General features: G+C 58.5%; 21 protein-coding genes and 1 pseudogene. 13 read left to right on the top strand and 9 right to left on the bottom strand.

What is annotated here, in order from left to right; translation table 11 throughout:
• Positions 1–678: 678 nt before the first annotated feature.
• Complete coding sequence (locus BHD08_RS21945; RefSeq protein WP_125024983.1) at positions 679–1521, top strand: alpha/beta fold hydrolase; 843 nt, start codon at positions 679–681, stop codon at positions 1519–1521.
• Here BHD08_RS21945 and BHD08_RS21950 read toward each other — a convergent pair.
• Positions 1477–2082 (bottom strand): trehalase-like domain-containing protein, encoded by a 606-nt coding sequence (locus BHD08_RS21950; RefSeq protein ID WP_256678755.1) that lies wholly within the window; start codon positions 2080–2082, stop codon positions 1477–1479. The genes BHD08_RS21945 and BHD08_RS21950 overlap by 45 nt on opposite strands.
• A gap of 149 nt (positions 2083–2231) precedes the next feature.
• Entirely contained in the window at positions 2232–2486 is a 255-nt protein-coding gene (locus tag BHD08_RS22995) for a hypothetical protein (protein ID WP_160128687.1), read from the bottom strand.
• 169 nt (positions 2487–2655) lie between these two features.
• Here BHD08_RS22995 and BHD08_RS21960 point away from each other — a divergent pair, with 169 nt between their 5' ends.
• From BHD08_RS21960 to BHD08_RS21975, 4 genes are read left to right on the top strand one after another with little or no spacing between them, the layout of a single operon-like run.
• Entirely contained in the window at positions 2656–3909 is a 1254-nt protein-coding gene (locus BHD08_RS21960; RefSeq protein ID WP_125024989.1) for a TolC family protein, read from the top strand.
• A complete protein-coding gene (locus tag BHD08_RS21965; RefSeq protein ID WP_125024991.1) occupies positions 3906–5360 on the top strand; it encodes an efflux RND transporter periplasmic adaptor subunit in 1455 nt (484 codons plus the stop codon). Before BHD08_RS21960 ends, BHD08_RS21965 begins: the two co-directional genes overlap by 4 nt.
• Positions 5357–8527, top strand: coding sequence for an efflux RND transporter permease subunit (locus BHD08_RS21970; protein ID WP_125024993.1), 3171 nt, complete (start codon positions 5357–5359; stop codon positions 8525–8527). The genes BHD08_RS21965 and BHD08_RS21970 overlap by 4 nt, the downstream gene beginning before the upstream one ends.
• The gene (locus BHD08_RS21975) at positions 8524–8880 is read left to right on the top strand and encodes a copper-binding protein (protein ID WP_125024996.1); all 357 of its coding nucleotides are present in this window, start codon (positions 8524–8526) and stop codon (positions 8878–8880) included. Before BHD08_RS21970 ends, BHD08_RS21975 begins: the two co-directional genes overlap by 4 nt.
• A 223-nt stretch (positions 8881–9103) precedes the next feature.
• Here BHD08_RS21975 and BHD08_RS21980 read toward each other — a convergent pair whose 3' ends face one another.
• The 5 genes and pseudogenes from BHD08_RS21980 to merR form a co-directional block, all read right to left on the bottom strand.
• Entirely contained in the window at positions 9104–9496 is a 393-nt protein-coding gene (locus BHD08_RS21980; protein ID WP_125024998.1) for a YkvA family protein, read from the bottom strand.
• A 36-nt stretch (positions 9497–9532) separates the two neighbouring features.
• Positions 9533–10831, bottom strand: coding sequence for an NAD(P)/FAD-dependent oxidoreductase (locus BHD08_RS21985; RefSeq protein ID WP_256678759.1), 1299 nt, complete (start codon positions 10829–10831; stop codon positions 9533–9535).
• On the bottom strand, positions 10737–11516 hold the full coding sequence (locus tag BHD08_RS23285; protein ID WP_256678756.1) for a hypothetical protein: 780 nt from the start codon (positions 11514–11516) through the stop codon (positions 10737–10739). The genes BHD08_RS21985 and BHD08_RS23285 overlap by 95 nt, the downstream gene beginning before the upstream one ends.
• Positions 11517–11772: 256 nt before the next feature.
• Positions 11773–12579: pseudogene (locus tag BHD08_RS21990) on the bottom strand (glucose 1-dehydrogenase).
• 457 nt (positions 12580–13036) lie between these two features.
• Positions 13037–13465, bottom strand: a complete 429-nt coding sequence (gene merR / locus BHD08_RS21995) for an Hg(II)-responsive transcriptional regulator (protein WP_125025002.1) — start codon at positions 13463–13465, stop codon at positions 13037–13039.
• A 71-nt stretch (positions 13466–13536) separates the two neighbouring features.
• On the opposite strand from merR, the gene merT reads away from it, so the two are divergent.
• Genes merT through merA form a run of 4 tightly spaced genes read left to right on the top strand, consistent with a single transcriptional unit; the run spans position 13537 to position 16093 of the window.
• Complete coding sequence (merT, locus tag BHD08_RS22000; RefSeq protein WP_125025004.1) at positions 13537–13887, top strand: mercuric ion transporter MerT; 351 nt, start codon at positions 13537–13539, stop codon at positions 13885–13887.
• 13 nt (positions 13888–13900) lie between these two features.
• Positions 13901–14212, top strand: coding sequence for a mercury resistance system periplasmic binding protein MerP (merP, locus tag BHD08_RS22005; RefSeq protein WP_125025006.1), 312 nt, complete (start codon positions 13901–13903; stop codon positions 14210–14212).
• Entirely contained in the window at positions 14191–14445 is a 255-nt protein-coding gene (gene merF, locus BHD08_RS22010; protein ID WP_125025008.1) for a mercury resistance system transport protein MerF, read from the top strand. Before merP ends, merF begins: the two co-directional genes overlap by 22 nt.
• Positions 14432–16093 (top strand): mercury(II) reductase, encoded by a 1662-nt coding sequence (gene merA, locus BHD08_RS22015; RefSeq protein ID WP_125025010.1) that lies wholly within the window; start codon positions 14432–14434, stop codon positions 16091–16093. Before merF ends, merA begins: the two co-directional genes overlap by 14 nt.
• Before the next feature lie 380 nt (positions 16094–16473).
• Here the strand turns inward: merA and BHD08_RS23000 are convergent, their stop codons facing one another.
• Positions 16474–16620, bottom strand: a complete 147-nt coding sequence (locus BHD08_RS23000) for a hypothetical protein (RefSeq protein WP_160128689.1) — start codon at positions 16618–16620, stop codon at positions 16474–16476.
• 48 nt (positions 16621–16668) lie between these two features.
• Complete coding sequence (locus BHD08_RS22020; RefSeq protein ID WP_125025012.1) at positions 16669–17241, bottom strand: carboxymuconolactone decarboxylase family protein; 573 nt, start codon at positions 17239–17241, stop codon at positions 16669–16671.
• A 254-nt stretch (positions 17242–17495) separates the two neighbouring features.
• Between BHD08_RS22020 and BHD08_RS22025 the strand changes: the two genes are divergently transcribed.
• The 4 genes from BHD08_RS22025 to BHD08_RS22040 all read left to right on the top strand — a co-directional run bounded on the left by BHD08_RS22025 (position 17496) and on the right by BHD08_RS22040 (position 21703).
• Positions 17496–18050, top strand: a complete 555-nt coding sequence (locus BHD08_RS22025; RefSeq protein WP_125025014.1) for a TetR/AcrR family transcriptional regulator — start codon at positions 17496–17498, stop codon at positions 18048–18050.
• Positions 18051–18080: 30 nt separating this feature from the next.
• Positions 18081–18755, top strand: coding sequence for a haloacid dehalogenase type II (locus tag BHD08_RS22030; protein ID WP_125025016.1), 675 nt, complete (start codon positions 18081–18083; stop codon positions 18753–18755).
• Positions 18756–19323: 568 nt separating this feature from the next.
• Positions 19324–20298: an arsenosugar biosynthesis radical SAM (seleno)protein ArsS gene (gene arsS, locus BHD08_RS22035; RefSeq protein WP_125025018.1), complete on the top strand. Its 975-nt coding sequence runs from the start codon at positions 19324–19326 to the stop codon at positions 20296–20298.
• Positions 20299–20305: 7 nt separating this feature from the next.
• Positions 20306–21703 carry a sodium:solute symporter gene (locus BHD08_RS22040; protein ID WP_125025020.1) on the top strand — a complete coding sequence of 466 codons (1398 nt, stop codon included), beginning with the start codon at positions 20306–20308 and terminating at the stop codon, positions 21701–21703.

Genomic DNA, 21703 nt, shown 5'->3' on the forward strand with positions numbered 1-21703 from the left:
GAGACATCAGCCATTACCTGATGCATCGCTACAACTGGATCAGACCGCATCAATTCAACGACGGGCTGCCGCCTGCGGTGGCCGAAGAAAAACTTAACCCACTGTCCGGGATGGGTTGACCACTACAGCTCGATGTGCATCGCTCATATGTTGTCCATGCCATGGCCCGGAGCTGACAGGCTCATCGCTCGACGCCGCGAAGGATGACAGGCCATGGATAGGCCGCTCGGCTTACTGAAGCGATTCTGTCTACGCCTCATATCGGTCTGTTCCTTTGTGTCGAAGTCCGGGTCGGTCCAACTTTATTTCGGTGGAAGTTCTGCCTGATGTGTCGTGGACCCTGAAAAACAATTCTCCCTCTGCTTGGCGGATTCCTACGCATTACCCCCGTGCGCTTCTGGCAACAATCTATCTCCTCCTGATCGATAAGGAGAACTTTAGGCACAACCTGATCTGGTTTAGGTCAATGACTACGCTTAACCGGGGCTATTCGTACCCGAATTTCCGAGCACTGTCTTTGTCACAGGTGTAACAGCGTGGATTGTGGCTAACCCCAATTATCTGGCGAATCGCCCATAGCAGCTTGGAATACAGCCATTGGCGTTCATGCTTGGTCGTTCTGTAGCTGCCGAAAGGCCTCAGACGCCAGACAGCGCCCCGACCGAAGAGAGGCAAATTATGACAAACCAAACCGCAACCATTGGCGGCATCACTATGCGTTGGACCGAGCAGGGCGAGGGGTTTCCTGTCGTTTTCATCCACGGCATTCCGACCTCCCCGGTGTTGTGGCGCCACGTAATGCCGAAGGTTAGCGGCGTCCGTTGTATGGCTTTCGAGATGGTTGGCTATGGCGACTCGATGAAAGCGGGCGAGGGGCACGATATCTCGGTTGCGCGGCAGGCCGATTATCTAGTGGCCTGGCTCAAGCATCTAGGTATCGAGCGAGCGGTTTTTGTCGGACACGATCTCGGCGGTGGTGTGGCGCAGATCGCGGCGGTGCGTCAACCGGGACTCTGCGCCGGGTTGTTGCTAACCAATTCTATTGGTTACGACTCATGGCCGATTCCTAGCGTCAAGGCGTTAAACGCAGCGGCAGCATTAGTCAAACATCTGCCGGACACCGCGGGGAGGCAGATTCTTCGCACCATGATGTACCGCGGACATGACGACAACGCGCTTGCCAGCGAATCCCTGGATCTGCACTGGCAACGCTACGCCCGGCATGAGGGAGCTGCGAGCTTAATCCGTCAGGTCGAGGCGCTGGATGTGAACGATACCCTGGCGGTTGCCGATGCCTTGCCGTCGCTGAACATACCGGCCCGCGTGGTCTGGGGGGCAGATGACAAGTTTCAGAAGCTTGAGTATGGAGAGCGCTTCGCCCGGGATCTAAAGGCTCCGCTGTTGCGCATTGAGGGTGGCCTGCATTTCACTCCAGAGGATCATCCTGACGTCATCGCGGAGCAGATCCATCTGCTGCTAGAAGACGTGCGCCGAGCCGAATCCACTATACAAGCCAGCTAGGAGCCGCCAATGCAAGCGCCGCCGCTCGCCAGCAGCCACCGATAGCTGCCCGGCCCAGCCATCGCCATGAGGGTGGAGCGGGCAATCTGCATGAAGCAGTAGCTGTTGTCCTTGATAGCCGAAAGAGAGCCCTTCGGCTGACAGGCTCGCCTCGCCGGGCATATTTCCGAAATCTGGCCGAGGCTCGAAGATCAGCTCGAAGTCGCAGTGTCCGGCAACGCCCTCTATCTGCCAGAGAAGGTGCTGCCCGTCTGTTGATTCCGGCCATCCCATGCACAGCGTCACCCGCGCCCGACCGGTCGAGCCCTTGATGTCGAATTCGAGGATGGCGGTTTCGTCCAGGTAACGGATTCGGCTGTCAGCCTCCTGCGCCTTCAGCTGAAGCCGACCGCTACGCTGACGGTCAAGCAATGGCCAGATCAGCGGGGCAGCATCGAAGCGTCCCGGGCAGAACCATTCGATATTGCCGTCCGACCCTACCAGGGCCATGGAGCGCCCGTCACCGATGGCTGCGTGTGAGGCAATCGACGGATATTCGGCTGGTGATATTCGAGATGACAATGTATTTCTCCAATAATAACGCTTGGCCTACGTCCTGGGGCAGGTCGCCCGGCGCCGATATCCGACCGAACAGGCGATGCGGCGCTTGCGGTTTGGACTGGCCTTTAATAGACTCGCCGGTTATGAAAATCTGTATCCGGCTCTGCCTTTTAGTGATTTTGAGCATCGCGCTTCCCGTGACGGGAATGGCGCAGATACTCATGACAGCCGGATCTTCTCCGATACAGCAGATGCACCATCAGGCTAGTATGACCAACATGTCCATGGCCGACGCCGAGCATGAATGCTGTGGGCAGCACGAGCAAGGCGATCCTACCGTCTGCAAGACTGGTCAGGAATGCAAGACCAGCAGTCTGCTGAAAGTCGTAAGCATGAAAGCGCCCTTGGTGGTCCTTGGGCAGCACGTTTCGGCCCCTTACACTGACCTCATTCCTTCTCTTGCGCCCGATGCCGTCTGGCATCCCCCCCGGGCCTGATTCCGATCACATCCTAAGCACCATCTCGAAGTTTTAAGCATCGGGCTGGTTACTGCGAACCTTTCGGCTCGCATGGAAGATCAGGAATAACTTCTCAATGAAACTCCGATTTTTTTGGGCGCGCCGACATGCGGCTGCCCTGATGGCGTGCGCGTTGGCTTTTCCCGGGCTGGCAACCGCTCTTACGCTGGAGCAGGCGATGAGCCTGGCCGAACGTGAAGCCCCTTCGCTGGATGCCCAGGCGGCGAATCTCCAAGCGGCGCGAAGCGCTGCCATCCCCGCCGGCGAGCTACCCGACCCCAAGCTGAAACTCGGGCTTCAAAACGTGCCTATCGAAGGCGACGCGCGCTGGCGCCTGGATGAAGAGGCGATGACCATGCGCATGATTGGAATTGTGCAGGACGTTCCTAACCGCGATAAGCGCCGCGCACGTGTCGAGGCCGCAAAGGCTGGTGTCGCGCTGGCTGACGTTCAGCAAACCATCGAGCGGCTAAAGGTACGCCAGCAAACTGCCGAGGCATGGATCGCCGTCCTGGCGGTCGAGCAAAAGCTGACCCTGCTCAGGGAGCTGTTTAGCGAGAACCGCCTTTTTGCCCGGGCGATCACCGCGCGAATTGCAGGTGGCCGTGGCTTGGCAGTGGACGCTGTATCGCCGAAGCAAGAGGCGGCACTACTGGCCGAGCAGGAGGACGAACTTCTGCGTGATGAGGCAATTGCCCGTGCCGAACTCCGGCGCTGGATCGGTGATGCTGCAAGCGAGCCGCTTACTGGAGACTGGCCGCAATGGCTGGCCGACCTTAAACACTATCAGCACAACCTGTACCGTCATCCGAGCCTGCTGGCTTTCGATCCCCTGACCCGTCAGGCGGAGGCGAACGTACGCCAGGCCATCGCCGAAAAGACGCCGGACTGGAGTTGGGGCGTCGATTATCAGAAGCGCGGCCGGGAATTTGGCGACATGGTCAGTCTAAACGTTAGCTTTGACTTGCCGCTGTTCGCCGGCGCCCGCCAGGATCCGAAGATTGCCGCCGAGCGCGCCCGCCTTGCGCAAGTTGAGGCAGAGCGCGAGACGACGTTGCGCATGCATAACCAGGAGCTCTCTGCGGACCTGGCTGAGTATCAGCGCCTCGATCGAGCGCTGGTTCGTCTCGAGCAAGCCCTGTTGCCGCTCGCGGAAGAAAAGGTACGCCTGGCCATGGCGGACTATCGCGGCGGCCGCGGCGAACTGACCGCTGTGATCGACGCCCGCCGCCAGCTGATCGAGACCCGTTTGCGGCGCATCGATATTGCCCGTGATCGCTCCCAGAGCAACGCCAGCCTGCATTTCGCCTTTGGAGATACCCGACCATGATATTTCGACTTAAGCGGCTGGCGCTGCTCATAAGCCTCCCGGTGCTTATCAATACGACAGGCTTCGTTGCTCTGCCCTTGATGGCTGGGAGCGTGCAAGCCGCCGAGGAAAAGGACAAGGAAGTGTTGTACTGGTACGACCCCATGTATCCGCAGCAGCGTTTCGATGAACCTGGCCCTTCACCTTTCATGGATATGGACCTTGTGCCGCGATACGCCGATGAGGGTGGCGATAGTGCGTCCATGACGATTGATTCCAGCATCATGCAGAATCTCGGCATGCGCCTGGCTACCGCCACGCGCGAATCTATTAGTCAGTCACTCAATGCGGTAGGTGCGCTGACCTTCGATGAGCGTGATGTGGCGATAGTCCAGGCGCGTAGCGGCGGCTTCGTCGAGCGGGTCTACGAGCATGCGCCCGAAGACGTTATTGAGCAGGGCGCGCCGCTTGCCGATCTCTTTGTGCCCGAGTGGGCTGCAGCCCAGGAAGAATATCTGGCGTTACGGGGAGCCGGTCAGCCGCAGCTGCTTTCAGCGGCTCGCCAGCGCTTGCGTCTGGCCGGTATGCCATCAGACCTCATCGCACAGTTCGAACGCAGTGGTAAAGCTCGACCAGTCTGGACCGTGACGAGCCCGATCGGTGGAGTTATCCAATCGCTGGACGTGCGAGAGGGCATGATTATGTCAGCGGGTGCACCGCTGGCACGGATAAATGGGTTGGACAGCGTTTGGCTGGAGATCGCAGTCCCGGAGGCGCAGGTCGCTCATCTTGCGCAAGGCCAAACGGTAACAGCGCGGTTGCCTGCATTTGCTGGCGAGACGTTGGAAGGCACCATTCAGGCCGTGCTGCCACAAGCCAATCTGGATAGCCGCACGGTACGTGTGCGGGTGGAACTACCCAACCCACATCAGCGCTTGCGTCCGGGCATGACCGCTGAAGTTACCCTGAGTCGCGATATTGACGACGCCCTGGTGATACCGACCGAAGCGGTGATCCGTACCGGCCGGCGCGCCCTGGTCATGGTAGCCGAAGAAGGAGGCCGTTACCGCCCTGTAGTGATCCGCACCGGCCGCGAATACAACGACAAGACCGAAGTGCTTGAGGGGCTGAAAGCCGGTCAGCAGGTCGTTGCGTCCGGCCAGTTCCTGCTCGATTCCGAAGCGAGCCTGCGCGGGTTGACCGCTCAAGAGCTGGGGGCGGCGCAACCCGACGCTGAGCCGGCCCTGCATGAAGCCGAAGGCACCGTCGTCAGCCTCGAAGATGGCATGGTCGGTCTCTCTCACGGTCCCTTCAAAACGCTCAACATGCCCGGTATGACCATGTCCTTTGCGGTTGCAAGCGATGCTCCGCTGGAAGGCCTGGAGGAGGGTGATCGCGTGCGTGTCGGTGTGAGCGAAAGCGACGAGGGGCTGGTGATCAAGCGCATCGAGAAGCTTGGAGGTCAGCCATGATCGCGGCGATGATCCGCTGGTCAGTGGCCAACCGGTTCCTGATCCTGCTAGCGACCCTATTCGCCGTCGCCTGGGGCGTATGGTCGGTGAAGAATACCGCGGTCGATGCGTTGCCAGACCTTTCCGACGTGCAGGTCATCATCCGCACGCCGTATCCGGGGCAGGCGCCGCAAATTGTCGAGAACCAGGTCACTTATCCCTTGACCACCACCATGCTCTCGGTGCCTGGTGCCAAGACGGTGCGTGGCTATTCGTTCTTTGGCGATAGTTACGTCTATGTGCTGTTCGAGGACGGGACCGATCTTTACTGGGCGCGCTCGCGCGTACTCGAATACCTGAGTCAGGTGCAGAGCCGGCTGCCGGCGGCGGCCAAGCCCGCCTTAGGACCGGACGCCACCGGCGTGGGCTGGATCTACCAGTACGCTCTCGTCGACCGCACGGGCAGCCACGACTTATCCCAGCTGCGCTCCCTGCAAGATTGGTTTCTGCGCTATGAGTTGAAAACCCTGCCCAACGTCGCCGAGGTGGCGCCCATCGGCGGGATGGTCAAGCAATATCAGGTGGTCCTCGACCCTGTCCGCATGGCCAGCGCTGGCGTGACCCAGCAGCAGATCACCAAGGCGATCGAGGACGCTAACCAGGAAACCGGCGGCAGTGTGCTGGAACTCGCGGAGACCGAATTCATGGTCCGCGCCTCTGGCTATCTGCAAACGCTCAGTGACTTTCGGGCCATTCCTTTGCGCCTGGACAACAGCGGCGTACCGGTGACGCTCGGAGATGTCGCGCATATCCAGCTCGGTCCGGAAATGCGCCGAGGCATTGCCGAGCTCGACGGGGAGGGCGAGGTGGTCGGCGGAGTGGTGATTCTGCGTAGCGGGAAAAATGCACGTGAAACCATTGCCGCCGTTCAAACGAAACTGGCAGAGCTGAAGAAAAGCCTGCCGGAGGGGGTCGAAGTCGTCACTACCTATGATCGCAGCAAGCTGATCGACAGCGCGGTGAGGAATCTTAGCCACAAGCTGATCGAGGAATTCATTGTTGTCGCCTTGGTCTGCGCGCTGTTTCTTTGGCACTTGCGCTCATCTCTGGTGGCGATCGTCTCGTTGCCGGTGGGCATTTTGATCGCCTTCATTATCATGCAGCGGCAAGGGGTCAATGCCAATATCATGTCCCTGGGGGGAATCGCTATTGCCATCGGCGCGATGGTTGACGCTGCGATCGTAATGATCGAAAACGCGCACAAGCACATCGAGGCGTGGCACAAAAAACACCCGAACAGCAAGCTCGAAGGCGAAGCGCATTGGCGGATAATCACCGATGCGGCTATGGAGGTCGGTCCGGCGCTGTTCTTCAGCTTGCTGATCATCACCCTGTCTTTCATTCCAGTATTTACCCTTGAGGCTCAGGAAGGACGATTATTCGGCCCGCTGGCATTCACCAAGACCTATGCCATGGCGGCGGCCGCCGGCCTCTCGGTGACGCTGGTCCCGGTGCTCATGGGCTATTGGATCCGAGGAAAAATTCCCGATGAACACCGCAACCCGATCAACCGGGGGCTGATCTGGGTCTACCAGCCGGCCCTGAACGCCGTGCTGCGCTGGCCGAAGGCAACCCTCCTGGTGGCTGTCCTGGTATTTCTCACCGGTCTCTGGCCCGTTGCTCGCCTTGGTGGTGAATTTCTGCCGCCGTTGGACGAAGGTGATCTGCTTTATATGCCGACCGCGCTGCCGGGCCTTTCGCCACAGAAGGCATCAGAGCTGCTGCAGCAAACCGACCGCCTGATCAAGACCGTGCCCGAGGTCGCCCATGTGTTCGGCAAGGCCGGCCGCGCCGATACCGCGACAGATCCGGCACCGCTGACCATGTTCGAGAGCACCATTCAGTTCAAGCCAAGGGACCAATGGCGCGCCGGCATGACGCCGGATAAGCTGGTCAAGGAGCTGGACCAGGCAGTACAGGTGCCGGGCCTCGCTAATCTATGGATTCCACCGATCCGCAACCGTATCGACATGCTCGCCACGGGAATCAAGAGCCCCATCGGGGTCAAGGTGTACGGCACTGATCTGGCTCAAATAGACAAGACTACCCAGGCCGTGGAACGGATCGCCAAGACGGTGCCTGGGGTCAGCTCAGCGCTGGCGGAGCGGATGACAGGCGGGCGATATATTGATGTCGATATTGATCGGGCGGCTGCCGCGCGCTATGGGTTGAACATAGCTGAGGTGCAAGCCATCGTCTCCGGAGCAATAGGCGGCGCGAATATCGGGGAGACGGTCGAGGGGCTGGCACGCTACCCGATCAGCCTGCGTTACCCGCGCGAATGGCGTGATTCGCTGAGTGACTTGCGCAACCTGCCAATCTACACCCCGCAGGGCAGCCAGATCACTTTGGGAACGGTGGCAACCGTCCAGGTCACCGATGGCCCACCGATGCTGAAGAGCGAAAATGCGCGCCTGACCGGCTGGGTCTATGTCGACGTGCGTGACCGTGACATGGCCACGGTCGTGAAAGAGCTCCGCGCTAAAGTCAACGACGAGGTGAAGCTCGAGAGCGGCATGAGCATCAGCTACTCCGGCCAGTTCGAATTCATGGAGCGTGCCAACGCAAAGCTGAAGCTCGTGGTGCCGGCTACTTTGGTGATTATCTTCGTACTGCTGTACCTGATTTTTGCTCGGTTCAGCGACGCGTTGCTGATCATGGCCACCCTTCCTTTCGCCCTGACGGGAGGTGTCTGGTTCCTCTACCTGCTGGACTTTCACCTATCAGTAGCGACCGGGGTCGGCTTTATCGCCCTAGCCGGGGTTTCGGCCGAATTCGGCGTGATCATGCTGCTCTACCTTAAGAACGCATGGACTGATCGTGTGGATGCTGGATCGCAGAATGAGCATGCATTGCTCGATGCGATCCGCGAAGGCGCGGTCCAGCGCGTGCGACCCAAGGCAATGACCGTCGCGGTCATCATCGCCGGTTTGCTACCTATCCTCTTGGGCAGCGGTACCGGGAGTGAAATCATGAGCCGCATCGCGGCACCGATGGTCGGTGGGATGGTCACCGCGCCGTTGCTTTCCCTGTTCGTCCTGCCGGCAGCGTATCTATTGATGCACCGTCGACGAATCCGTGCCCTCAAGCAATCGCAACCCACCGATGAAACCGGAGTACAACCATGAAAACCACCCTTTGCATCCTCGCTGCACTTGCCCTGGTACCCACCGCTTATGCCGAGCAAAAGCAGATGGAAGGAATGTCCATGGATCACAAAAATATGAAAGACATGCCGATGGAACACAAAGCTGATGCCAAAACCGCTCAGGCCACCGGCACGGTGAAGAAGATCAACTCGGACAAGGGCACTGTGACCATCGCTCATGGGCCGGTGGCTGAACTCAGCTGGCCGTCGATGACAATGGGCTTCAAAGCCGAATCCGAACAACTCAAACAACTCGAAGAAGGCGACGAAGTGGAATTTGAGTTCACTTCCAAAGGTATGGATTCGACCATTACCTCCATCACTAAAAAATAAGTGACCGATAATAGCCATCGTTCAGCGGAGGTCATTGACTATTGCTAGGGATGGCCTGAGATAGCCACATGTTGCAGGCTGTTTTCAGCAGTTACTTTTTTAAAGGCGGTCAATTTGAGCAAAACGCTTGAGCCATCCGCCTTTTCTGCGTTTAGCAGCGGCGAGCATCTCCGGCTGCCATTTTCTGCAGGCTGCATCGGTTCGCCGCTTGCGACGGTTTCGCTCAATCGCGCGCGACTAGTGCCCAGATCCCTCCTACTAGTGACAGCCATATCAGCATGATCACAATCGCCGCGCTCTTACTCACCGGGCGCGGTGACTGGCTGCGCTCCCAGTCGGCGGCCTGCTGACGGCGATGCCCCAGGACCAGAGGGGGCAATAGACGGATCACGAGCCAGATCCCTAACGGCAACAAGATCACGTCATCCAAGTAGCCTAGAATCGGGATGAAGTCTGGGATCAAATCAATGGGGCTCAGGGCGTAAGCGACGATTGCAATGGCCACCAGCTTGGGCAGCCATGGTGTGGCCGGATGCCTACAGGCGAACCACAACACCATGACCTGACGCTTAAGCGCCTTGGCCCAGCCCTGAACGCGCTGTAAAGCTTTACTCATTTTCGCCAGATCTCATCACGAGGCTGGGTCCGGTGTTCACAGCATGTAGCCGATATCGGAGGCGCCGGTGGGATAGGCAAACATTGTCGATTTGATGTCGTCAGCCTTCAGCCCATGACGGATCGCCAGGGCGAACAGGTTGATCACTTCATCGACATTTGGTCCCACCAGATGCGCGCCAAGTATCCGGCCGGATTCCTGCTCGACCAGCACCTTGAATCCATATACCGACTCGGCGGCCTGCCGCGCGGTGAACCAGCCGGAGGCCAGTTCACTTTTGAGACTAAACTTGAGGCCCTGCTCACGTGCCTGCGCCTCGCTCAAACCGACGCTCGCAATGGGTGGGATCGTGAAGGCCACGCTTGGAACGCCCTGGTAGTTGGGCACTTGATGATTACCTTCTAGCAAATTCGCTACGACTACTTTGGCGTCATGGCTCGACACCGGCGTGAGGGGTGGGCCTATCTGGGCAGCATCGCCTGCGGCATAAACGGCGGGGTTGGAGACGCTTTGCAGATACTCGTTGAGCTTGAGTTTGCCACCTTCCGTTGCGACTCCTGCAGCCTCAAGATTCAGGGCGTCAAGATCGGGTGCCCGTCCGGCGGCATGGATCACGCAGTCGGCCTCGAACTGCAGCTTTTGCGCCCCGCTGGCCGCCTGCACCCGGTAACCCTCGCCACTTTTCTCGATGGCTTCGACCTGTGTCCCGGTGTGCACCTGGATCCCTGCCTCCTTGAACGATGCCATCAGCCAACCGACCAGTTCCGGATCGAAGTGTTTCAGCATCTGAGCACCATGTTGCAGGACCACAACTTCTGCACGCGCCCGGGCGGCAAGGTTCGAAAATTCTGCTGCAATATAGCCGCCGCCGACCAAGACGATCTTTTTCGGCAGTTTTTCCAGGGTCAGGAACCCTTCGTTGGTAATCAAATACTCTTCACCGGGAATGCCCATCGGAATCGGCTCCGCACCCGAAGCGATAAGGATATTCTCCGCCTCGAGTGACTGGCCTTCGACGTCGAGCGTATTGGGACCGGTGAACCGGGCGCGCCCATGATAGGTATCGATGCCCTTGTCGGCGTAGCGGCGTTCCTGCTTTTCAGGGACCGGATCAGTGAAGCTGCGCTTGAAACCCATCAATTCCGGCCAGTCGAGGCTCACCTCTCCGGTAACGCCCTTGCCATGCATGCGCCGCGCATGATCCAGCGCGTGGGCGCCGTTTATCATCATCTTTTTCGGGTCACAGCCACGCAGGGCGCAGGTCCCTCCAAACGGTCGGTAGTCGATAACGGCCACTGTGCGGCCGGCTTGCCGAATCCGCACTGCAGCTCCCATGGCTGCCGTCCCCGCACCGATAACGATAAGCCCGTATTGTTTGGTCATGGTTTCCTCCTCTTGGTGATCGAGCGTGGGGGCCTGCCTCTAACAAGTCCCGCAGATACAGAATGGATCGCTTGGATTCAGATTCCTCCGGCACCTCAATGGTGTCGCGCCGCAAAGCCTGCTTATGAACCATCCGCCCAGCGGCTCGTTTCGAACGGTCAGCATGAGTGCCGCTGAGCGCCTCGGCCCCGCCTTCCTCATGGAGCCGCCATTGGGTAGCGCTGTTGATCAGCGCCGGATGGGTGAATGCTTGGGGATAGTTGCTAAGTACGGTCCGGCTGATCGGATCGACTTCCTCGGCATAAAGCTCGACGTCGTTGGCTTTGGTCAAAAGCCGCTCGAACAATGCGCGCGTCACCTCGGTACGGCCACGGATCATTAGCGCATCAACCAGCCAGAAGCTGCAGATCAGAAACGTACCCTGGCCACCCGGAAGACCTTCCTCAGTGAGGTAGAGGTGAACGTGGTCACCCACACGTAATTGTTCATCCACCGCCTCCACTGCGTCCCAGAAAGCACGCGTTATGGCCTGCAACCGGCCGGCCCATGCCAGAGGGGCGCGAGCAGCAACCGATTTCGGGGCGATGACGAACACTCGCCGCTCGCCAGCCACTACTGTCAGCACCGCGTCCAGCATCGGAGCTCCAGCAGTCGGCACCGAATCGCAATAGAGCATCGGCGCTTCGCTGTCCTGGCTGAAACCTCTACCAATGCCTGCGCGGCGCTTCGATATTCAACGCGAAGCTCGCTGCGCCCCTCTAGGCTCTCCACGAGACGCACCGACCAGGCTGGCGCGTTGAGGGCGACACAATCCATCAGGGCGTAGTCGCGGATAGGTTGGTATCCCCTAGTTTCTGGCTTGTCTGTTGCTAGTGGTTTTGCTGGGGCCACGCTTAGCTGCCTTCACGGAAGGCGGGGTAGAGCAGCATGCCGCCGTCGACAAACAAGGTTGTGCCGACAACATAGTCGGATTCATCTGAGGCCAACCAAACGGCAGCCTTGGCGACATCCTCGGCCTCACCGACTCGCCCGTAGGGGATCAGCTTTAGCAGTTTTTCTTTGGCCTTTGCGGTTTCCCACGCGTCCTGATTGATCGACGTCTTGATCGCTCCGGGCGCGATGGCATTGACGCGAATTTTTTCCGGCGCCAACTCTTGCGCCATGCTCTCCATGAGCAGCTTCAGCCCACCCTTGGCGGCGGCGTAGTTGATATGCCCGGCCCAGGGGATCGCCTGGTGCACGGAGCTGGTGAAAATGATTTTACCCAGCGCCGGCGAACGCTCGGTATCGATCCCCTGATCACGAAAGCGGCGTACCGCCTCTTGGGCGCATATGAACTGTCCGGTTAGATTGACTTCGATAACTGTATGCCAATCCTCCAGCGTCATGTCCGTGAGAGCAGCATCACGTTGGACGCCTGCATTTGCGATTACAATGTCGACGCCGCCCAGCTTTTGCTCAAGCGCACCGAACATATTCTCGCAATCTCCAGGTTTGGCCACGTCCGCCTGCACCGCAAAAGCCTTACCGCCACGCTGAGTGATATTTGTCACCACCCGTTCGGCCTCCTCCTGGTTGGAACGGTAGTTAACCAAGACCGCCGCGCCCGCGTCTGCAAGCGCGCAGGCGATTGCTCAGCCAATTCCGGAACTCGCCCCGGTGACTAAAGCTCGCTGTCCTGCCAGCAATCTATCGGTCATTAGAACCTCCATCGACGATGGATCCCAAGCCGCTTAGTTATGCCCTTGGGGCTGGGAACGCGAGCGGCCTCTGAGCCCAGAGGCAACGATTGTCTATTTACTGATACCCACATACACAAAGCGTTCAGCGTTAGCACCGTACCAACGTACGGCGCCTTATCGCCTATCAAGGCATCACTCGGTTTTTTGCCGCTGTGTCATTTGCGTTTTATCAATGCACAATCGCGACTAGCGGTCATCGAATGATAGACAGTTGAGGTGAGCAGCTTTCGCAGGTCCCGCTATGAGCCCAAATGGGATGGTGGAGCAAATGACTACTTCAGCAGGCGCGCTCGGCGGTGCTGGGCTAGCCATGAGAGGCTTCAAGGGCTAGCCAGACCAGAGGCGATATGAACAAGAATACTGCAGCAGAATTTGCTGGGCCCAGGCCTGGGCGGGGGAGCAAGTAACCATAAGATCAAGCAAAACGAGCGGTATTCGCGGCCTGCCGTAAAGAGGCGATCAGGGGGCAGCAGACCTTGTTATCTCCGTGGTGGCATTGACGCACCAACCTAGACAATACCGCATCCATTTGCTTCAGGTCCTGCAGGCGCGACCTTATATCCGCCAACTTGTGCTCTGCAATTCCCGCCGCTTCAGCGCAATTCGTTCCGTCTTCGAGCGTAAGCAGCTGTGCCACTTCGTCCAGGCTAAAACCGAGGCGCTGCGAAAACTTGATGAACTTGACGCGCGCTATATCCGAATCGCCGTAGCGGCGAATACTTCCGTAGAGTTTTTCCGGCTGGGGTAATAGGCCCCTGCGCTGGTAATACCGAATGGTCTCTACGTTTACGCCGGCTGCCTTGGCGAAAACCCCGATGGTGAGGTTGTCGAGCTTTGTTTTCATAAGGCTTGACTCCGTAGCTGACTACGGAAGGAAGCTTAGGCCATCCACTCATCGATAGGAAGGAAGAAGCCATGACGGGACCACCAAGCGGTCGTGCGGCGCTAATCACTGGGGGACTTGCCGCAATGCTCGCCTCCGTTTGCTGCCTGGGACCTCTCATTCTGATCAGTCTAGGCATCAGCGGGGCATGGATCAGCAATCTGGCAGTTCTAGAGCCTTACCGACCGTTTTTCGTTGGCGGGGCGCTGATCGCGATGTTCTTTGCCTATCGGCGCATTTTCCGTCCGGTCCAAACCTGCGAGCCGGGCGAGGTCTGTGCCATCCCACGGATCCGCACCACCTACAAGTTGCTGTTCTGGCTGGTGGCGTTCTTGGTACTGGTCGCGCTTGGCTTCCCCTACGTTCTTCCTTTGTTTTACTGATCAGGACTTCGCAATGAAAAAAGTGCTCGCAGCCTTCTTCTTTATCTTCTCCAGCATCATCGCCGCGCCGATCTGGGCTGCCACCCAAACCATCACCCTGTCGGTGCCTGGCATGACCTGTGCCGCCTGCCCGTTAACGGTGAAAAAGGCACTGACCAAGGTTAATGGCGTGACTGGCGCCGATGTGAGTTATGAGAATCGTGAAGCCATCGTCACCTTTGACGATGCCAGGACCAGTGTGGAAGCGCTTATCAAAGCCACCGCGAACGCAGGTTATCCGGCGTCGATCAAGGAGAAGCCACAATGGCCAACTCCGATACGTTGATGAAAATTGGACTGACCGGATCGGTGTTGGCGGTGGTCTGTGTAACAACCGTGTTGGTAGTCCTCCTTGGGGTTGTCGGCTCATCCGCCTTGGTGGGGCACTTGGATTATGTGCTGCTGCCGGCTTTAGCAGCCTTCATTGCCCTAACCCTTTACGCCGTACATGAAAAGCGTAAAGCCGGTGGGTGTTGCACAGCCGATGCCCATAGGGAGAAAGTTAATGATCCAGCTTAACGTGGAGTACATGACCCGCGGATCGTGCGCGGAACATATCAAGCAGGCACTGCAGAAGGTGGCGGGCGTGCGCTCGGTGAGCCTTTCCTATCCGCAGGGGGTAGCAGCGATAGCGACCAATGGCCATGTTGGCCTGGAGCTGCTTATCGCGGTGGTTGCGGCGCTCGGTTATCGCGCGCAGGTCGTCGGCAACTCTGCCGGTCCATTCGTCCAGGCGCCAAGCAGGCAAACGATGCGGGCGGGCAGGGCGCAACCGGTGCACGTTGCCGTCATCGGCAGTGGCGGAGCCGCCATGGCAGCTGCTCTCAAGGCTGCCGAGAATGGTGCGAACGTCACCCTGATCGAGCGCGGCACCATTGGCGGAACCTGCGTCAACACTGGCTGTATACCGTCGAAAATAATGATCCGCGCCGCGCACATTGCTCATCTACGCGCCGAGAGTCCATTTGATGAAGGGCTTTCGGCAGCAGCTCCGACCGTACTTCGCGACCGGCTGTTAAAGCAGCAGCAAGACCGCGTCGAGGAACTGCGCCACGCCAAGTACGAAGGCATTTTGGACAGTAGCGATGCAGTGACCGTTATCCGCGGTACTGCGCGGTTCAAGGACGGCCATACGCTGACGGTGACATCAGCCGAAGGCTGTGAGCGAGAAGTGACCTTCGACCGCTGCCTCGTCGCAACGGGCGCGAGCGCGACCATCCCACCGATCCCCGGTCTCGACGGTACTCCATACTGGACATCCACCGAGGCGTTGATCAGCAAGACCATTCCACAACGGCTTGCAGTGATTGGCTCGTCTGTCGTCGCGCTGGAATTGGCGCAGGCATTTGCCCGCTTGGGCAGCCAAGTCACCGTTCTTGCCCGGCGCACGCTGTTCTCCTGCGAAGACCCAGCGATAGGCGAGGCCGTGACAGCCGCTTTCCGGGCCGAAGGCATCGAAGTTTGGACACACACGCAGGCCAGCGCTGTGTCATATACCCGCGGCGAGTTCGTCCTTTCGACTGAAAAGGGCGATTTGCTGGCTGACAACCTGTTCATAGCCACCGGACGCTCACCCAACACGGAGGACTTGCACCTGGAAGGTGCTGGGGTGGAAAGGGATCAGCGGGGCGGCATCTTGGTCGATCAGGGCATGCGCACCAGTGCAGCGCACATTTATGCTGCGGGCGATTGCACCGACCAGCCACAGTTCGTTTACGTCGCAGCTGCCGCAGGCACTCGCGCGGCAATCAACATGACCGGTGGCGATGCGGAGCTGGATTTGAATGCCATGCCAGCGGTGGTGTTCACCGATCCGCAGGTCGCCACCGTTGGCTACAGCGAGGCAGAAGCCGAGCGCGCCGGCTTTGCGACTGATAGCCGTACGCTGTCGCTCGACAACGTGCCGCGCGCGCTCGCCAACTTCGATACGCGGGGTTTCATCAAGCTTGTCGCCGAGGCTGGCTCGGGCCGCCTGCTTGGCGTGCAGGCAGTGGCACCGGAAGCGGGCGAAATCATCCAGACCGCGGTGATCGCCATCCGTGCTCGCATGACGGTACAGGATCTGGCCGACCAGCTCTTTCCCTACCTGACGATGGTCGAGGGCTTGAAGCTGGCCGCGCAGACTTTTTCAACGGATATTAACCAGTTGTCCTGCTGCGCGGGGTAGGGTCATGAGGCTTTGAGTTGCCTGCAAGAACTCGCGGGACGCTTTCCACGGCCTTCATTGACATGTCTGTATAGGCCCAGGTCGAGTCTTCTTGCAGAGGTAGCCGTCGCGCCAGCATATACCAGCCCGCTCCCAGCGCGGCGCTGACGAATATGACCGGGATCATGCCGACATGAAAGCGCAGCATGGCCACAAAAGCCCCCGTCGACAGGCGAGGCTGGCTACGTCAAGTGTGGCAAACACCGGTACCTGCAGCTTCAATCCGAAGGACCGGACGACGTTGACCTCAGCGACACCACGTGGAGCGCGAACCAGATCGCGAGGTTCTGCACCACGCCCACGACAGCCGCCGTGACCGCTGACAGGGCTGCGCCAAGTGCCTAGTTGTCCCGCAGAGACTCGACATAGGGCGCGCCGATGAAGATCCACAGAAAACAGGGGACAAAGGTCACCCGGGTCGCCAGCACCGAGGCGAGCAGGCCCGCCATGAACGGATCGAGCCCGATGGCGTCGCGGAAAGTGCCCACATTGCAGGCTGACCGTGAAGCCACCCAGGCAAAGCGACAGTCATTTCATCATTTCTGTTGCCAGGTCCGGCCTGCAAACATCTTGTCTACTGGCGTATGAAACAGGTGATTGGCGTAGTTGCTCAAGGTCTTGACGGACAACGCGAGGACAATGTCCAGCACATGCCGCTCGCTGTAGCCTGCCGTCAGAAATTCTTCTACCGCGCCTTGCGAAGGCAAGCCACGGGTGTCGAACATTGTGGCCGTGAACTTAGCCAGCGCCGCTAGTTTCGGATCCTCAATCCGGGTCCCGTCGCGGACCGCATCAGTGACCGAAGGGGCCAGGCCGGCCTTCATGTCGGCGAGGGTGCTATGTGCGGATACACAATACTCACAACCATTTTCGCGGCTGATCACAAGAAAGATCAATTCCTGCTCTGCAGGGGTGAACCCCGACTCTTCGCGAAACGCGTTATATCCGTTCAGATAGGTATCGAGTAGGCCTGGCGAATTCACCATGCGCGAATACATATTCGGGATGAATCCGACCTGAGCTTTAGCTTTTTCTAGCACCGCGCGAGCGCGGCCGTCGGCGTGGTCGAGGCTTACTTCAGGAAGCTTCATTTTATATTCGCTGAGCATGATTCATTCCTCTGCAAGTGATAGATCGTGGATCAAGAGCGGGGCATCGGGGCCGATGATCCTTCGTTCATTCTGGACTGATCGGTCCTTATGTCAAGTGATCAACACTGCGTTGCTCAAAACTCTGAGCGGGCCCCAAGGCGTGTGTATGCCTGGGAGCTTAGACTTGAATTATGAAATGATCGGTCCATAATGCGGTCATGAACCGCGGACGCCCACGAATTTTCGACCCCGACCTTGTCTTAGAAAACGCTATGCAGCTTTTCTGGAGCAAAGGTTATGAGGCCACGAGCCTGCAGGAGCTTCTTGCGGCCACCGGCCTATCCAAGAGCAGCCTGTATGAGAGCTTTGGCAACAAACAGAGCTTATTCGAGGCGGCGTTTTCTCGGTATTTCGATGCTCGAGCCAAACAAATGTATGAAAGACTCGGGCAAGCCCGTTCCCCGCTGTCCTTCATTCATGACTGCTTACTGTCCGTAGTCGAAGAGGTGGGGCAGGGCACGCCGCGTGGCTGCATGCTAGTCAATGTGGCGAATGAATTTTCCACCAGCGACCCGTCGGTGCGAGGGCTAATCGAACTCGCTACACGCCGCTTCCGCCAGGTATTCGAGCGTGCTTTCGAGCAGGCACAAGCTTGCGGACAAATAGGCGATAGCCATTCACCGGATTCGCTGGCGCTTTACACGCACTGCGTGATGGTTGGCCTGCGCACCCAAGTTAAGTCTGGTTTACCCAAACAGGAGTTGCTCATCGTCGTTGATCTGGCGATGGCCAATTTCAAAGGCTTTGGATTAACGACCAAAACTTAGTAAGTAATGCGGTCAAACAGGAGAGAGGCAATGAGCCATGCGATTGCGTTTGATGTTTACGGTACGTTGATCGACACCCAAGCGGTTTCGGCCCGATTGGCAGAGTTGATCGGTGAAAAGGCCCCTGCGATATCCCGCGCTTGGAGACAAAAGCAGCTCGAATACAGCTTCCGCCGTGGGTTGATGCATGATTATTGTGATTTTGCCGTCTGCACCCGCCAGGCCCTTATTTTCGCTTGTCGTGAAGCCGCTGTGGATATCGACGAGGCAGCAGTCGAGCTGGCGATGCAAGCCTATGCCGATCTGGATGCGTTTCCCGATGTCCGGCCTGGCCTGGAAGCGCTTCGCCAAGATGGCTTGAAACTTTATGCCTTTTCCAATGGTAGTCGTGAGGCTGTGGAGCGACTGCTACGGCGGGCCGGAATACTCGATTACTTCGACGGTGTCGTAAGCGTCGAGGATGTACGCTCGTTTAAGCCCGACCCGCAAGTCTATGCCCACCTTCTTCGCGTCTGCGACTTACCGGCGTCGAAGGTTTATCTAGTATCAGGCAATCCCTTCGACATTCTTGGCGCTGCGCACGCCGGCCTGCGCACGGCCTGGCTACGCCGTGACCCGAAGGCGGTCTTTGATCCATGGGAAATCGAGCCAGACGTGACCGTGGCGAACTTTGGCAGCATCGTCGAGACAATAAGCTGCTCATGAGATAACCAGCGACGCATCGCTGCATAAATGAATGGTGATGCTCGCTATCTTGGTACTCGATGCATGTGGCTGTTTGTCGTTACCCGACGAGACCGTCCGGCTTCCCTGCGTGATAACCATGCGGTGAGGACCGGAACGATTAGCGCAGTTACGAGATTAGGCGCATCGCGGTGCAGTTTTGTTCTTCGTAGTGGATAGACCGCCGGTTGCGACTGCTCATCGTCGCACCAGATATACATCGGATGCACCATTCTCTAGTGCGCCAAGAGGCCGATACTAATTTCAGCTGTAACTTGCCTTGGTGGGACCGGTTGTTCGGCACTTGTCGTGCCCAGCCTGCAGCGCGTCATCTAGGCATGACGCTGGGGCTCGAGACCTTTCGCGAAGCACGAGATTTCAAGCTCGACCGGATGCTACCGCAGCTCTTCCGCAGCACCCGCCGCTGAGGAAGCGAGCCAGGCATTGCTCGGAAAGGCTCGCCGGCAATATCAACAGATCCAACAAATTGCCTGTAACGCCAAGGTGCTTCTCGACTCCAACATTACAATTCAGGAGCTGGACAACCGCAATGCATGCCACTCTTCCTTTGCTTGATGCCTTGAGCTTTCCATCGATCCGGCGTAGTGATCTGCAGGCTCTGCAGGTGAATCTTACCTACCGCTGCAACCAGCGTTGCCTTCATTGCCATGTCAATGCAGGCCCAACTCGAAAGGAGGCGATGAGCGATGAGAATCTGGCGCTGCTGCGCGAGGTGATCGACGCTCATTCCGTGCAGACTCTCGATCTCACCGGCGGCGCGCCGGAAATGCACCCACGATTTCGTCAGCTAGTTGTGCATGCCCGTGGCGAGGGGTTGCGGGTGATCGATCGCTGTAACCTGACGATTCTTTCCGAACCGGGCTATGAAGACCTCGCCGAGTTTCTTGCTGAGCAAGGGGTTGAGATCACTGCGTCCTTGCCTTGCTATTCACGTGGCAATGTCGACAGGCAGCGCGGGGATGGTGTCTTCGATGCCAGCATCACCGGGCTGCAGAAGCTCAATGCCCTCGGCTACGCTGCCGAGGGCAGCGGATTGCTCCTCAATCTGGTGTACAACCCCCAGGGCCCTAATCTTCCGCCTCCACAGGCTGAGCTCGAAGCCGATTACAAAACCCACCTGGCGGAAGACTTTGGCATTCGTTTCGATCATCTGCTCACCATCACCAATCAACCTATTGCCCGCTTCGGCAGCACTCTCGTGAGCAAAGGCCAGTTCAACGGGTACATGCAATTGCTGCGTGACAGCTTCCGATTCGAGAACCTCGATGCAGTGATGTGCCGCCATCTGGTTAGCGTGGACTGGCAGGGCTATTTGTACGACTGCGATTTCAACCAGATGCTCGATCTGCCCCTGCAGTTTGAAACCATTGGCCGAGATCGCTCGCACCTGCGCGATCTGCTCCACCCCTCGGTGTTGCAGGGCAACCCGATTACCACCCGCGACCATTGCTATGCCTGTACGGCGGGGCAGGGGTCTAGTTGTGGCGGCGCACTTGGGGAGTGACGTTTTTATGGAATCGCATCAGCTGATCGGGATATTTTTTTGGGGTTTTCTGGTGGTGTATGGCGCGCTGATGATCGCGCTGTCGCCACACTCGGTGACGCTCGGCGGATTTTTTAATGGTGAGGATGCCCAGGGGCGGCGGGCGGCGCCCTGGCTGCTGACATCGAGCATTTTTATTAGTTGGATTTTCGCCAAGTCCGTCACCAACGCGGCGAATCTGGGGGCCAGCTACGGCCTGGTCGGGGGGGTGGCCTATGCCACCTATTGGCTCTCGATCCCCTTGGCCGGACTGGTCATCTACCGCTTGCGGCGGCGCTTCGGCGCGACTGGTCTGGTCAGCTTTCTGAGCACTCACTACGGCCGGGCTGCCGCTGTCCTGTTCAGCGCCGCCATTCTGATTCGGCTATTCAATGAAATCTGGAGCAACACCGCAGTCGTGGGCGGCTACTACGGTGATAGCGGCAGCCCACCGTTCATCATTGCCGCGTTGCTGTTCACAGCCGTAACCCTGGCTTATAGCCTGCGTGGCGGCCTGCGCAGTTCCATTCTGACCGATGCGATGCAAGCGGTTATTTTCCTGGTCGCGCTGGTCTGGGTTCTTGGCTTGGTATTGCCACAACACAGCGTGGCGGCTCTGGTAAGTACAAGTCATTGGGCGCTCGATGCAGGGGTTGACCTCCTACTGGTGGCTGGCCTGCAGATATTCAGTTACCCGTTCCATGACCCGGTGCTGACTGACCGTGGATTTATCAGTGACGAGAAGACGGTGCGCCGATCCTTTCTGATTGCCGGAGTGTTGGGGTTCTTCGCCATTCTGGCCTTCAGTCTGATTGGCGTACACGCCAGTCTTACCGGCGTCGGCGCGTCGGACAACGTGCCTGCCGCCTTGGCGAAGTCTTCTGGTGTAATCGCGCTGCTGGTGATGACGGTAGTTATGGTTTCTGCGGCAGGCTCGACGCTTGATTCAACGTTTTCGAGCCTGGCCAAGTTGGCTGGACGGGAGTTGCCACTGCTTGCGGGGCGCGATCTAGGCCGGAAGGCCATCGGCGTGGGTATGGCAGTCATGGTGGCGTTCGCACTACTCGGCAATCTACCGATGCTGGCCGGTACCGATATCCTCAAGGCGACCACCATTAGCGGCACCATGGTTATCGGCCTGGCCCCGGTGTTCCTTCTACATGGGCTGGTGCGGCCGACGCGGCTGGGGTTTCACTTGAGTTTCTGGATCGGCTTGGGGCTCGGGTTGGCGTTGACGCTCGGATGGGTGCCGTCAAGCTGGGCCATAGGCGAAGGCAAATATGCGTCGCTGCTAGGTACCAACCTTTATGGCTTGATTCTTTGCACGCTTGGCTACTTGTTGCCTGGCGTGTTTAGCCTGCGCTGGGCTGGGGCGGCACGGCCATGA

It is taken from the genome of Pseudomonas sp. SCT (genome assembly GCF_003864275.1).
GTDB lineage: Bacteria > Pseudomonadota > Gammaproteobacteria > Pseudomonadales > Pseudomonadaceae > Stutzerimonas > Stutzerimonas stutzeri_AE.